Here is a 14,905-nt window from a genome sequence, read left to right on the forward strand (position 1 = left end):
GCGTTGAAAATGAAAGTTCTTGTTATAAATTGCGGTAGTTCATCACTTAAGTTTCAGCTTATCGACGCAGAGACAGAACAGCTACTTTTCAAAGGCCTTTGCGAAAGAATTGGTATAGATGGAAGCCAGATTTCCTATACAGCTACAGGTAAGGATAAGGTTACAAAAGTAACTCCTATGCCTGAGCATAAGACAGCTGTAAGCCTTGTACTTGAGGCTCTTACAGAAAGTGGCGTTGTTAAGTCTCTTGACGAGATCGATGCTGTAGGACACAGAATCGTTCATGGCGGTGAGAACTTCACTAAGTCAGTTGTTATTAATGAAGATGTTGTTAAGGCTATCGAAGAGGTTTCAGATCTTGCACCTCTTCACAATCCTGCTAATGTTATCGGTATCAGAGCTTGTCAGGATCTTATGCCCGGCACACCTATGGTTGCAGTATTCGATACAGCTTTCCATCAGACAATGCCTGAGGAAGCTTATCTCTACGGCCTTGCTTATGATATTTATAAGAAGTACAAGATCCGTCGTTATGGATTCCACGGCACATCCCATTCTTATGTAAGTAAGAAGGTTGCTGAGATCGAAGGAAAGCCATACGACTCACTTAAGACTATTGTCTGCCATCTTGGTAACGGTGCATCTGTATCAGCTGTCAAGAACGGCAAGTGCGTAGATACATCAATGGGACTTACTCCTCTTGAAGGCCTTATCATGGGCACAAGAAGTGGTTCTATCGATCCTTCTGTAATTGATACTCTTGAGAAAAAGATGAATCTTAATACAGCAGGTGTTATGAATGTCCTCAACAAAGAGTCCGGTGTATACGGTCTTTCTGAGAACATAAGCTCAGATTTCCGTGACCTTGAGGATGCTTATATCGAGGGCAATAAGGACGCTATCAGAGCAGTAGATTGCTTCTGTTATCAGGTTCTTAAATACATCGGAGCTTATACAGCTGCCATGAACGGTGTAGACTGCATTGCTTTCACAGCAGGTGTTGGTGAGAACTCAGGCTTCGTTAGAAAGCTTATCATCGATCGTCTTGGATTCCTTGGAGTTAAGTGCAACGACGAGGCTAACAAGGTTAGAGGCGAAGAGAAGCTTGTTTCTACAGAAGATAGCAAGGTTAGAGTTTATGTAGTTCCTACTAATGAAGAGCTTGCTATTGCAAGAGATACATATGAGCTTTTAAAATAAGTTCATTTGTCGCCCATATGCATGATTTTGGCGCTCTATAAGAGCAAAAAAGTCACGAAAATATTTAGGTATTGACAAAACGGTACCATATGGGTATAATCATTAAGCGTGTGACAAAGTCGAGGTTGTTCTTGACTAGGTTACATGAATTAAGAGAGTAATATTATTACCGGCTCAGCTTGGCTTACGGCTGGTAATCGAATACGACCAGCGTAAGGAGGTGTTACGAATGTCTATCTGCCCTAAGAATAAGTCTTCAAAAGGTCATCGCGATCAGAGAAGAGCAAATTGGAAGATGAGCGCACCGACTCTTGTAAAGTGCAGCCACTGCGGAGCTCTTATGCAGCCTCACCAGGTTTGCAAGGCTTGCGGTTACTATGAGAACAAGAGCGTTGTAGCTGTTAACGACTAATTAAAAACGGTTGATCATTAAGGCTTTCCGATTTATCGGGAAGCCTTGATTTTTGCCCTTTTGTCGAGTAAACTTGTAATAGTGCACTTAAAAAGAAATGCTATATTCTCGGGTATTTCATTGGGAATATGTGCTATATAAAATGGAGGAGCTAAATGGCTGATCTTATTAAAGTTGCCGTTGATGCTATGGGAGGCGATAACGCACCCGGTGAGATCGTTAAGGGTGCTGTTGAGGCTGTTAAAGAAGACTCTGGCGTTAAGGTCTTTCTTGTGGGAATCGAAGACAAGGTCAAGGCTGAACTTTCCAAATACAACGGATATGATGAAAGCAGGATCGAAGTAGTAGGTGCTACTCAGATAATCGAGATGGCAGAAGCACCTGTTATGGCTATCAGACAGAAGCCTGATTCTTCTATAGTCAAAGCTATGCAGATGGTCAAGCATGGCGAGGCTGATGCTTATGTGAGCGCAGGAAGTACAGGAGCTAACCTTGTTGGTGGTCAGACTATCGTAGGTCGTATCAAGGGTGTTAAGAGAGCACCTCTTGCCCCGCTTATTCCTACAGAGAAGGGAGTATCACTTCTTATCGACTGTGGAGCTAATGTTGATGCAAGACCTGATCAGCTTCTTCAGTTTGCTATCATGGGTTCAATTTATGCTGAGAATATCCTTGGTAAGAGGAATCCTACAGTAGCGCTTCTTTCAATAGGCGCAGAAGAGGATAAGGGTAATGCTCTTGTAAAGGAGACATTCCCACTTCTTAAGAATTGTCCCGATATCAATTTTATTGGTAACGTAGAAGCGAGAGAGATCCCTTCAGGCGCAGCTGATGTTATCGTTACAGAAGCTTTTGCCGGCAATATCGCTCTTAAGATGTATGAAGGCGTTGCCAAGACAATGGGAAGAGTCATTAAGAATACTTTCCTTACAAATCTTAGAACCAAGATCGCTTATCTTCTTTTGAAGAAAGAGTTCACTGTTAACCTTAAGGCATTTGATGCCAAGCAGTACGGTGGAGCTCCAATGCTTGGACTTAACGGACTTGTAGTTAAGACTCATGGAAGCGCCAAGGCAGTAGAAGTCAAGAATTCAATTCTTCAGTGTGTAACCTTTAAAACACACAATGTTGATGATAAGATAAAAGAAACATTGAATAGCAAAGATTGAGTTATACAAAATTAACTTATAAGGAGTATAGACTTATGGAACTTGAAAAATTAAAAGCACTTATCGTTGATGTACTAAATGTTGACGCAGACGAGATCACAGAGGACACAACATTCATCGATGACCTTGGAGCAGATTCTCTTGACGTATTCCAGATCATCATGGGTATCGAAGAAGAGTTCAAGATTCAGATCCCACAGGAGAAGGTTGAGAAGATCTCTACTGTAGGTGAAGCTGTAGCTCTTATCAAAGAGGCTAAGAACGACTAAGAGATTAAAAATACTCTTTTGAGTATTTTTAACCCTTGGCCCATATTTAGGGCCTGGAGGAATATATGTATATAGAAAATGATATTACCGAACTGGAAGACCGGATCGGGTATCATTTCAAGGACAGAGCACTGATCCGTATGGCGCTTACTCATTCTTCTTTTGCCAATGAGCAGAAGATCAATAAGCAGCCCGACTACGAGAGATTAGAGTTCCTTGGTGATTCTGTACTTGAAATGGTATCCAGTACGTATCTGTACAACAATTACCCGGACAAAAAAGAAGGCCAGATGACCAAAATGCGTGCTTCAATGGTTTGTGAGCAGGCTCTTGCTTTTTGCGCCCGTGATTTTGAGCTGGAGAAGTATATTCTACTTGGAAAAGGCGAAGAATCAACAGGAGGCAGACATCGTGACTCTATAATATCTGATGTCATGGAAGCGGTCATCGGAGCTATCTATATTGATGGCGGAATTGAAGCTGCCAAGAAGCATATAGACAAGTTTATTCTTAATGACCTTGAGAATAAGCAGATCTTTATTGATGCCAAGTCTGTGCTTCAGGAGCTTGTTCAGAAGGATTCATCCAAAACTCTCTCCTATGAAATTTGTGGCGAGAGTGGTCCTGAACATGATAAAATATTTAAGTCGCGCGTACTTGTAAACGGCGAAATTCTGGGAGAGGGTGAGGGACATACCAAGAAAGCAGCAGAGCAGCAGGCTGCCTATCAGGCAGTTCTTAAACTTCGTGATAAAGCCTGAGCTTTGTTCTTTTATGTCTCTTGAAAAGAGGATATGTATCTTAAGAGTATTGAGATCCATGGATTTAAATCTTTTGCCAATCGCATAAAACTTGATTTTCATAACGGAATAACAGGAATTGTAGGACCTAACGGATCCGGTAAGAGTAACGTTGCCGATGCGGTTCGTTGGGTTCTTGGTGAACAGCGTGCCAGGCAGCTTCGAGGCGGTTCCATGCAGGATGTTATCTTCTCAGGAACCGAACTTCGTAAGCCACTTGGCTTTGCTTATGTTGCAATAACTCTTGATAATTCTGATCATGCACTTTCCATCGATTTTGAAGAAGTAACTGTTTCACGTCGCCTTTATAGAAGCGGTGAATCAGAATATATGATCAACAACAGCCCATGTCGTCTTAAGGACATCAATGAGCTTTTTTATGATACAGGTATTGGTAAAGAGGGCTATTCCATCATCGGACAGGGTCAGATCGACCAGATTCTGTCTTCAAAGCCTGAAGACAGACGTAATCTGTTTGATGAAGCAGCCGGAATCGTTAAATTTAAACTACGAAAAGAAACTGCCATCAAGAAGCTTGAGGACGAGAAGCTCAATCTTACTCGTATCACAGACATTCTGTCTGAGCTTGAGAAGCAGCTTGAGCCACTTGAAAAGCAGTCAGAGATAGCTAAAGTCTATCTCAAGAATAAGGAAAGATTAAAGACACTGGATGTTAACATCTTCCTTATGGACAATGAAAGGCTCAAAGGTCTTTTGCAGGAAGCTGATGAGAAGCTTTCGATTGCAGCTAAGGACCTTGAGGATGTCGGTACTAAATATGATCAGGCCAGGATCGATTATGACGAGGCTCAGGCAAGGCTTGATGAGATAGAAAAAGAAATCGAAGAAGCCAGAAATGAGATGACAAGCTCCAGCGTCCTTAAGGAAAAGCTGGAAGGACAGCTTGCCCTTCTCAAAGAGCAGATTCGTTCCGTAACAGCAGGGTCACAGCATTTCGAAGTTAGAAAAGCTGAGATCGAAGCTGAGATCGCTAAAGCTAATGAGGAAAAAGAAAAAGTTCTCTCTACTAAGACTGGAGTAGATGAGGAAGTTGCCGGGCTTGAAGAAAAGAAGAAAGCGGCAGCTGATAAGTATAACGAGATTCAGGATCGTGAGCAGGAACTTAACAGACAGATAGAAGAGAGCAATGCAAAGATCCTTAATACTATAAATGAACGTGCCAACATTAAGTCACGTCAGAGTTCTCTGTCTACAATGAAGGAACAGATCAGTATCCGTAAGGCTGAACTTACCAGTAAGCTTGTTCAGGCAAGTTCTGATGAGGAGAAGAAAGAAGCAAGGATGAAAGAGCTTCGTGATATATTCGAAGCTGTTAATGAAGAGATCCGCACTCTTTCTGATGAACAGAAGAGCGGCGAAGACCGCCTTGCTGCAATCAAAGAGATCCTTACAGGCAGTGATGAGAAGATAAGAGAAGCAAGAAACATTGCTATGCAGCAAAAGTCCAAGCTTGATGCTCTTGCTAATCTTACTGAAAGATATGAAGGCTACGGCGGTGCTGTAAAGCGTGTCATGGAACAAAAGGATCACAATCCCGGCGTTATAGGTGTTGTAGCCGACATTATCAAAACCGATAAAAAGTATGAAACTGCTATAGAGACAGCTCTTGGCGGAAGTATCCAGAACGTCGTAACAAAGGACGAGGCTACTGCCAAGAAGATGATCGCTTACCTTAAGGAGACCAAGGGAGGCCGTGCTACATTCCTTCCTCTTACAGCCCTTAAGAACCAGCAGGAATTCAGGAATAAAGAAGCTCTTAATGAAAAGGGGGCCATAGGACTTGCTGATGGACTTGTTAAGATCGAGGATGAATACAGGCCCGTAGCAGCCAACCTTCTCGGAAGAGTACTTGTAGTTGATAACGTAGACAATGCTACCAAGATCGCAGCCAAGTATAACTACAGCATCAGAATGGTAACACTTGAGGGTGAACTCCTTATGCCGGGCGGTGCTATCTCAGGTGGTGCCTTCAAGAATTCATCCAATCTTCTTGGTAGAAGACGTGAGATGGATGACCTGGAAAAAGAAGTTAAGGAAAAGCTTGAAGAAGCTAGAAAGCTCGAAGAAGAGGTCGCAAATGTAAGACAGGAGCGTAACACACTTCGTGCAAGCCTCGAAACCACAAGACTTAAGCTTCAGAACAAGTTCATTGAACAAAATACTGCAAGACTCAATGTAGTAAGAGAAGAAGAGAAGCAGAAGGAAGAAGCTACATCTTTTGAATCTCTGAAAAATGAAAACCTTGATATCGAGAATCAGGTAGCAGATATCGAGAAGCAGGAGAATGAAACCAAGGCTAAACTTGAAGAATCTCTCCAGATAGAAAAAGATTGTCAGGCTAAAGTTGAGGAATATGCAAGTGAACTTTCTGAACTCTCCAAATCTGAAGAAGCAGCTGCTTCTGAAGTGTCCAAGTGGGAGATGGAGATCGCCAAGGTATCCCAGAGACTTGAATTCCAGCAGGAGAACCTGTCAAGAATTGATGAAGAGATAGCTACAAGGCAGAAAGACCTTGATGAAGTTGTAGAACATATCGAATCTTCAAAGAGTGAACTTGAACAGAAGAATGCTGATATAGAAGAGATCACTAAAACTATGGAAGCTTCTGTTACAAGCAGTAAAGAAAATAAAGAAAAGCTCGAGAAGATACAGCATACAAGAGAAGAGATTTCATTAAAGCAAAAGAATTTCTTTGAAGTACGAGAAAAGCTTGCTGAAGCAAAGTCTTCACTTGACAGAGAGGTTAACAGACTCTCTACTCAGAAAGAAAAACTAGATTCTCAGATAGAAGGACTTATCAACTACATGTGGGATGAGTATGAGATTACTCTCACAGCAGCTTCCCAGATGAGAGATCCTGAGCTTACAGATGCTTCTTCCATGAAGAAGGAGATCGGACAGCTCAAGAACGCCATAAGAGATCTTGGAGACGTCAATGTTAATGCTATAGAGGATTACAAGAATGTATCCGAAAGGTATACATTCCTTAAGACCCAGCATGATGATCTTGTGGCCGCTGAAGAACAGCTGCGCGTTATCATTGCAGATCTTGACGAGTCCATGAGAACTCAGTTCAAACAGCAATTTAAGCTTATCAGCGAACAGTTCGATAAAGTATTTAAAGAGATGTTTGGAGGCGGACACGGAACTCTCGAAATAGATGAATCTGTGGATATCCTCGAAGCAGGCATCAAGATCATAGCTCAGCCCCCGGGCAAGAAGCTTGTAAACATGAACATGATGTCCGGTGGAGAGAAGGCTCTGACCGCGATCGCACTTTTATTTGCGATCCAGAATCTTAAGCCTTCGCCCTTCTGTCTATTGGACGAGATCGAGGCGGCGCTTGATGAAAATAACGTCGTGCGCTTTGCCAAATATCTGCATAAATTAAAAGATACTCAGTTCATTGTAATTACGCATCGTCGTGGTACAATGGAAAGTGCAGACAGACTCTATGGTATAACCATGCAGGAAAAGGGTGTGTCAGCACTTGTAAGTGTTAATCTCATTGATAAGGAGCTAACGAACTAGTGGCAGGATTTTTTTCAAGGCTCAAAGGTGGTCTTTCAAAAACAAGAGACAATATGGTGAAAGGGCTGGATAATGTTTTTTCCGGCTATTCAGAAATTGACGGTGACTTCTACGACGATCTGGAAGAGACACTGATCATGGGTGATATCGGCGTTAATGCAACAAGCCGCATCCTTGACAGGCTTCGCTCCCAGGTAGAAGAGAAGAAGATCCGTTCAACGGTAGAGTGCCGTGATCTTCTGATCCAGGATATCAGGGAACAGATGCATACTGATGAGCATGCATACGATTTTGAGAATCAGAAATCAGTTCTTTTCATCATAGGTGTTAATGGTGTTGGTAAGACTACATCTGTTGGCAAGCTTGCATCAATATATAAGAACAAGGGCAAAAAAGTCCTTGTAGCAGCGGCTGATACCTATAGAGCGGCAGCTACAGAGCAGCTTGAGGAGTGGACTAACAGGGCAGGAGTTCCTCTTGTAAAGGGAGCTGAAGGCGCAGACCCTGCAAGTGTTATCTTTGATGCTGTTAACTCTGCCAAGGCCAAAGATATTGATATACTGATTGTAGATACTGCAGGAAGACTTCATAACAAGAAGAATCTTATGGAAGAGCTTCGTAAGATGAACAGGATCCTTGATAACCATCTTCCTGATTACAAGCGTGAAAACCTCATCGTTCTTGATGGAACAACAGGTCAGAACGCGATGTCACAGGCAAGGGAATTTGGAGAAGTCACTGATCTTACAGGTATCATCCTGACCAAGATGGATGGAACCTCAAAGGGCGGAATAGCAGTAGCTATCGTTAGTGAACTTAATATACCCGTTAAATATATTGGTGTTGGTGAATCACTGGATGATCTTGAGAGATTCGAGCCTCAGGAATTTGTTGATGCTCTTTTTGATATCGATCATGAAGAAAGAGTAAGGCTCGATCAGGATATTGTAGCAAGAAAGCTTTCATCTGGAGAAATGGACAGCTCTCAGCTTACAGAAGAGGAAGCGATAGACATCCTGACAAGGCACTAAGATGATTTTTTGTACATTGAAGTTCTAAACATGTACTGATCACAACATGTAATAAAAACAGGATAGAACATTAGACTAAAATGCTTTATCCTGTTTTTATGAATATATATATCTGCAGTTCATAACATGCAGAAGAAAATATCTATCTACACAACTAGGAAGGGAACAGGAAATGTCGGAAGAGAAGAAGATGACCCTTGATAAGTTCGAGGAGGCTTGCGAGCAGGTCAAAAAAGTTACACTTGAGACGAAACTCATGTACAGCGACTATTTTTCAGCGCAGTCAGGCAATAAAGTTTATTTAAAGCCTGAGAACATGCAAAGAACAGGCGCTTATAAGGTTAGAGGTGCTTACTACAAGATAAGCACGATGTCAGATGAGGACCGTAAAAAGGGTCTTATCACAGCATCAGCAGGTAACCATGCACAGGGTGTTGCATATGCAGCAAGACAGTATGGTGTTCACGCAACAATAGTAATGCCAACTACAACTCCCCTTATTAAGGTTAATCGTACCAAGGCACTTGGGGCAGAAGTAGTACTTCAGGGCGATGTGTATGATGAAGCCGAAGCCTACGCTAAAAAGCTTGCTAAGGAAAAAGGATACACATTTGTTCATCCATTCAATGACCTTGACGTAGCAACAGGTCAGGGAACCATTGCAATGGAGATCTTCAAGGAACTTCCTACAGTTGACTATATACTTGTACCGATAGGTGGTGGCGGACTTGTTAGTGGTGTAAGCACACTTGCAAAGCTCCTTAATCCCAAGATCAAGGTGGTAGGTGTTGAGCCATCCGGCGCAGCATGTATGAATGCTTCCATCAAGGAAGGCAAAGTAGTTACACTTCCCGGAGTTAACACAATTGCTGATGGTACAGCTGTTAAGACACCTGGAGATAAGATTTTCCCATATGTTCAGGAGAATGTTGACCAGATCATCAAGGTTGATGATGAAGACCTTGTTGTAGCATTCCTTGATATGGTCGAGAATCACAAGATGATCGTTGAAAATTCAGGACTTCTTTCTGTAGCAGCTTTAAAGCAACTCAGATGTAAGGATAAAAAGGTTGTTTGCGTCCTTTCAGGTGGTAACATGGATGTCATCACAATGTCATCCGTTGTTCAGCAGGGTCTTATCAGAAGAGACAGGATCTTCACAGTATCAGTCCTTCTTCCGGATAAGCCTGGCGAACTTTCCAGAGTTTCAGGCGTTATCGCTGAACTTGGAGGCAATGTAATCAAACTTGAACACAATCAGTTCGTATCAATAAATCGCAATGCTGCTGTAGAGCTGCGAATTACACTTGAAGCCTATGGAACTGAGCATAAGACTCAGATCACACAGGCTCTTGAGGAAAAGGGATATCGTCCCAGACTGGTAACAACCCAGATCTGAGATATTCTCCAAGAGGTAGGTTTTTCCTATGACTAAGAGAAAAAACTTACAAAAACTGATAGTTAATTATTTTTTGATCACGGTCGGTTCCTTTCTCTACGGCATCGGTACGGCCATTTTTAGTGATCCTAATAATATTGCGCCTGGTGGTTTTACAGGTGTAGCTATTGTACTTAACAGAATTTTATCAGGCATAAACATAGGTGGTCTTGAAATACCGCTTGGAACAGGTACCTGGTTCCTGATCCTTAATATCCCTGTTTTGATATTGGGAACATGGAAATTCGGTTTTCATTTTATCTGTTCAACACTGTATGCCACAGGTATGATCTCGTATTTTACTGATTTCATACACAAATACGGAGAACCGTTCTTTGTTCATGATATGGTCCTTGCTTCCATATTTGGAGGACTCCTTGCCGGTGTTGCCATGGCAATAATATTCCAGCAGGGCGCAACGAGCGGCGGATCTGATATTATTATCAAGATCTTAAGACTCCGTTACCCGCATATTAAGACCGGCGGCATCTTATTTATAACAGACGTATTTGTTATTGCTTTTGCAGCAATTGTTATTAAAGATATACCTGCAGCGCTATACGCATTCGTAACAGTGTTTATAAATGGTATAGCTCTTGATAAGGTTCTGTACGGAAGTGATGAGGCTAAACTTCTTTTCATCATATCCGACAGAAACGCATCTATTACCAGGAGACTTCTTAAGGAACTCGATCTTGGTGTGACACACGTATATGGTCAGGGGGCTTACTCCGGTAAGGATAAGAAAGTTATCATGTGCGTTGTCAGAAAGAGGATTTCGCCTCAGGCACAGAAGATTGTCAAAGAGGAAGATCCTGAAGCATTCATGATCATAACTTCTGCAACTGAGATATATGGCGAAGGTTACAAGAGTTATTTTGATGATGAGATCTAGTGTACTGTTTCATTTGCAATTGGACCTAAGATGAACGAGTCAGTATGACTTTTTGTCACTTCGCTCCAAAAGTCATGTAAATAGGCCAATTGAGAACACCTTCGGTGCCTAGCCTATTTACCTACCGATTCACTTTCTTACGAAATCCGCAGTAAATGCGGATTTCTGATTCAAAGTTGCGAAAACATATACTATTATTACTACATAACAGGGGAATAATATGGCAAATAGAAAGAACAGGAAACTAATTCACGCGGCAGTTACTACTCAGAATATCATTTCGATAATTCTGCTTAGTCTTATTGCGATAGTTACCTTGAGTTTTTCTATTGCCATACTCCTTAGAAATGCAGCTTTGAGAAAAGAAAATGAAGCCTACAGGGCACAGCTGGATTCCATTCAGGAAGAAGGCTACTATACCGTATCCGAGACAGATACTATGGTAAAAGATGCTTATGAAGGCGGCTATGATGAGGCAAAACAGGAAGTTCTCGATACGGTAAGAGAGCAGCTTGAGTCAGGTACAAGCATTACATCTACTGTACGCAGCATGTTCCCTGATCAGATCCTTATCGCCAAGGATGGAAGATATTATTTTATCCCCATCGACAAGTCACTTGCACTTAATTCTTTTACCGATACTGATTTTGCAAAGAATGATTCCGGAATCCTTGAATATGAGGGATCAAATGCAGCGGTTCTTGGTACACTTGGACTTGATGTGTCCAAGTTCCAGGGCGAGATCGACTGGGAAAGCGTTGCAGATGCCGGCGTAGAATATGCTTTTATCAGAGTAGGTAACAGAGGTACTTCTACAGGCAAGATCGTAGAAGATGAATATTTTAAAGCCAATATCGAAGGTGCTATCAAGGCTGGAATAGAAGTTGGCGTATACTTCTACTCATCAGCTATAAACGAGGATGAGGCTTTGGAAGAAGCCAAGTTCGTCCTTGATGCTATTGAGCCATACGAGGTTACATATCCTGTAGTTATAGATATTGAAAGGCCTGACAGCGCTGATTATAGAACTCAGAGCGTATCTCAGGACGAGATGACAGATATAGCTCTTAAATTCTGCGATACAGTTAAGGGCGCTGGCTATACTCCCATGATCTATGGTAATAACGAGACCTTTGCTCTTATACTTGATATGTCAAGGCTTGAAGGTATCGATAAGTGGGTAGCATTTTATGGCGTTCCTCTTTACTTCCCATATGAGTTTACGATCTGGCAGTATTCAGCAGCCGGTAAGATAGATGGTATAAAAGGTGAAGTAGATCTCAATATCTGTGTTCAAAAAGGATGGTAAGCATGTCCGAAGAATTCAACCCCTCAGTAGAATATGAGCAGAAAGGTTATCTTAACTGCGATTTCCGCCTTTTTCACATAGATGAATCCAAGGCTATAGATACGCCCTGGCACTATCATGATTTTGACAAGATAGTTTTTTTCCTAAGAGGTGATGTTCAGTATGCGGTTGAAGGCCGTGAATATGAACTTCGTCCCTATGATATCGTAATTGTTCCCCATCACAGTATTCATAAGGTTACAGCTTCCGCTAAGGAAGGCTATGAGCGTTACGTGCTTTATGTTAAGCCCGAAACGCTTGTTCGTCTTGGTAAAACTCAGGAAGTTACTGTCCATGAGGGCAAAAAGCTTTCCGGAAAAACAAAGGATCATGACCTTGATCTTTGTTTTAATATGACTTCAAAGACCAAGACTAATCTGGTTCATTTTGATGCGGGTATCACATCTGAGCTTATGGACAAGTTCAGGACTTTGGAAGATGTTATCAGATCAGAAGAGGATCTTTACTGCGCGGGGCTTCGCATTCACGTAAGTCTCATTCAGCTCCTTATCGGGCTTAATGAAGCCTGCTTCAAGCACCCTGATGCATTTATGGAAAAGGCCAGATACAATCGCAAGGTCATAGACATAATCGATTACATTATGGAGCATCTTGGAGATGATCTGTCCATAGACAAGATTTCTGACGAGTTCTATATAAGCAAGTATCACATGATGCGTATCTTTAAGGCTGAGACCGGCTACAGTGTCCATCAGTACATTATGGAAAAAAGGATCCTGCGTGCAAGAGATCTGATCATCGCAGGAGAACCGGCCATGTCAGCTTCTATCGAATCGGGATTCCACGATTACTCATCCTTTTGTAAGGCATTTCGCAAGGCTACAGGGAAATTGCCGTCTGACTATGTTGCAAATATCTGATAAGCGCTACGCGGTAAGGTATAAGCAAGGGCACTAATATTGGATTTTGTTAAGGGGTCAAGAAAAAATACTTGACACACATCCCTTGCTCATGTATTATAGTCAAGGCGCATATTTTATGTGCGCATTTTGTGCATTTAAAATAGACTGTAAGATGTGTGACTGAGGTGTTTACATGAGCGAGGTCGGCAAGATCATCGAACAGGGCATGCTGTATGATTTCTATGGAGATCTGCTTACTGCCCATCAGAAAGAAATATACGAAGATCTGGTCTATAATGACATGTCGCTTAATGAGATCGCCGCAGAATACGGCATCAGCAAGCAGGGTGTGCATGATCTGATAAAGAGATGTACACAGACAATGCAGGGATATGAAGACAAGCTTCATATGATCTCAAGATTTAATGCCATAAGAGCAGATGCACAGAAGATGAAAAACATAATTGATAATACTGACGAAGAATTCCCTGACAGGAAGGAGATCATCAGATTATCCGACCACATAATAGAGGAACTTATCTAATGGCTTTTGAAAGCTTATCTGATAAACTACAAAATGTATTTAAGAAACTTCGCGGCAAAGGTCGTCTCACTGAAGAAGACGTTAAGATAGCCCTTAAAGAGGTTAAGATGGCTCTTCTTGAAGCTGATGTTAGCTTTAAGGTTGTAAAGCAGTTCATAGCTGCTGTACAGGAGAGAGCAGTCGGCGAAGATGTTATGAACGGCCTTAATCCTGGCCAGATGGTCATCAAGATCGTTAACGAAGAGATGATCAGCCTTATGGGTTCTGAAACAACTGAGATTCAGTTCAAACCCGGTAAGGAGATAACTGTTATCATGATGGCAGGTCTTCAGGGTGCAGGTAAGACAACTACCGCAGCCAAGATAGCAGGCAAGCTCAAATCAAGGGGTAAATTCCCATTGCTTGTAGCCTGCGATATATATCGTCCTGCAGCTATCGAACAGTTACGTGTTAATGCCCAGAAGCAGGTGGTTGACTTCTATGAAGAAGGAACTAACGTATCACCTGTTGATATAGCAAAGCATGCCATTGACTATGCATCAAAGAACAACAAGAACGTTGTAATCCTTGATACAGCCGGACGTCTCCAGATTGATGAGGACATGATGAATGAGCTCATCAATATCAAGAAGGAAGTCGATGTATTCCAGACTATCCTTGTTGTAGACGCCATGACCGGTCAGGAAGCTGTTAATGTAGCTTCCGAGTTCAATGAGAAGGTCGGAGTAGATGGCATAATCCTTTCTAAGCTTGATGGTGATACCAGAGGCGGTGCTGCACTTTCAACAAGAGCAGTTACAGGCAAGCCTATCCTCTACGTAGGTATGGGCGAGAAGCTCTCAGATCTTGAGCAGTTCTATCCTGACCGTATGGCTAACCGAATCCTGGGAATGGGAGATGTGCTCACTCTTATTGATAAGGCTGTTGAAGCCAATCAGGAGATGGACATCGCTGCAGAAGCAGACATGGCCGCACGTCTCAAGAAAGGTAAGTTCGATTTCGAGATGTATCTCGAGAGCATGAAGCAGATGCGTAAGCTTGGCGGACTTGGAAGTATTCTTTCAATGCTTCCCGGTGGCAACAAAATAAGCTCTGATCAGCTCCCTGATGAAAAAGAACTTGCAAGAATGGAAGCAATCGTGCTTTCAATGACACCTGAGGAAAGACGTAATCCTAAGCTCATGAGCCCTTCAAGAAAGAAGAGAATTGCTGATGGCTCAGGTAACGATATAGCAGTTGTTAACAGATTCATCAAGAACTTTGAGCAGTCTCAGAAAGTCATGAAGCAGCTTGGCGGAATGAAAAAGGGCAAGCACGGCGGATTTGGCAACATGATGAACATGGGCAGAATGCTCGGTGGTAACAATAAATTCTTCTAAAGAAT

At 42.2% G+C, this 14,905-nt stretch carries 13 protein-coding genes; all 13 read left to right on the forward strand.

The genetic code is table 11. The annotated features are described in order from the left end of the window. Positions 1-9 precede the first annotated feature (9 nt). Positions 10-1,200 carry an acetate kinase gene (locus WAA20_RS08085; RefSeq protein WP_073385282.1) on the forward strand — a complete coding sequence of 397 codons (1,191 nt, stop codon included), beginning with the start codon at positions 10-12 and terminating at the stop codon, positions 1,198-1,200. A gap of 229 nt (positions 1,201-1,429) precedes the next feature. Next, on the forward strand, positions 1,430-1,612 hold the full coding sequence (gene rpmF / locus WAA20_RS08090) for a 50S ribosomal protein L32 (protein ID WP_022754453.1): 183 nt from the start codon (positions 1,430-1,432) through the stop codon (positions 1,610-1,612). A 155-nt stretch (positions 1,613-1,767) separates the two neighbouring features. Further along, positions 1,768-2,781, forward strand: coding sequence for a phosphate acyltransferase PlsX (gene plsX / locus WAA20_RS08095; RefSeq protein WP_073385283.1), 1,014 nt, complete (start codon positions 1,768-1,770; stop codon positions 2,779-2,781). A gap of 35 nt (positions 2,782-2,816) precedes the next feature. After that, positions 2,817-3,050, forward strand: coding sequence for an acyl carrier protein (gene acpP / locus WAA20_RS08100; RefSeq protein WP_073385285.1), 234 nt, complete (start codon positions 2,817-2,819; stop codon positions 3,048-3,050). Between the two features lie 65 nt (positions 3,051-3,115). Next, complete coding sequence (gene rnc / locus WAA20_RS08105; RefSeq protein ID WP_073385286.1) at positions 3,116-3,811, forward strand: ribonuclease III; 696 nt, start codon at positions 3,116-3,118, stop codon at positions 3,809-3,811. A gap of 33 nt (positions 3,812-3,844) precedes the next feature. Next, a complete protein-coding gene (gene smc, locus WAA20_RS08110) occupies positions 3,845-7,402 on the forward strand; it encodes a chromosome segregation protein SMC (RefSeq protein WP_073385288.1) in 3,558 nt (1,185 codons plus the stop codon). A 53-nt stretch (positions 7,403-7,455) separates the two neighbouring features. Then, positions 7,456-8,433, forward strand: coding sequence for a signal recognition particle-docking protein FtsY (ftsY, locus tag WAA20_RS08115; protein ID WP_207649267.1), 978 nt, complete (start codon positions 7,456-7,458; stop codon positions 8,431-8,433). Between the two features lie 172 nt (positions 8,434-8,605). Further along, entirely contained in the window at positions 8,606-9,832 is a 1,227-nt protein-coding gene (gene ilvA / locus WAA20_RS08120; protein WP_073385289.1) for a threonine ammonia-lyase, read from the forward strand. Between the two features lie 28 nt (positions 9,833-9,860). Then, positions 9,861-10,766: a YitT family protein gene (locus WAA20_RS08125; RefSeq protein ID WP_073385292.1), complete on the forward strand. Its 906-nt coding sequence runs from the start codon at positions 9,861-9,863 to the stop codon at positions 10,764-10,766. A 220-nt stretch (positions 10,767-10,986) separates the two neighbouring features. Further along, positions 10,987-12,075 (forward strand): glycoside hydrolase family 25 protein, encoded by a 1,089-nt coding sequence (locus tag WAA20_RS08130; protein ID WP_073385294.1) that lies wholly within the window; start codon positions 10,987-10,989, stop codon positions 12,073-12,075. A gap of 2 nt (positions 12,076-12,077) precedes the next feature. After that, entirely contained in the window at positions 12,078-12,995 is a 918-nt protein-coding gene (locus tag WAA20_RS08135; RefSeq protein WP_073385296.1) for an AraC family transcriptional regulator, read from the forward strand. A gap of 175 nt (positions 12,996-13,170) precedes the next feature. Next, positions 13,171-13,521, forward strand: coding sequence for a YlxM family DNA-binding protein (gene ylxM, locus WAA20_RS08140; protein ID WP_073385298.1), 351 nt, complete (start codon positions 13,171-13,173; stop codon positions 13,519-13,521). Beyond that, on the forward strand, positions 13,521-14,900 hold the full coding sequence (gene ffh / locus WAA20_RS08145; protein ID WP_073385300.1) for a signal recognition particle protein: 1,380 nt from the start codon (positions 13,521-13,523) through the stop codon (positions 14,898-14,900). Before ylxM ends, ffh begins: the two co-directional genes overlap by 1 nt. Positions 14,901-14,905: the final 5 nt, after the last annotated feature.

The organism is Butyrivibrio fibrisolvens, from assembly GCF_037113525.1.
GTDB lineage: Bacteria > Bacillota > Clostridia > Lachnospirales > Lachnospiraceae > Butyrivibrio > Butyrivibrio fibrisolvens.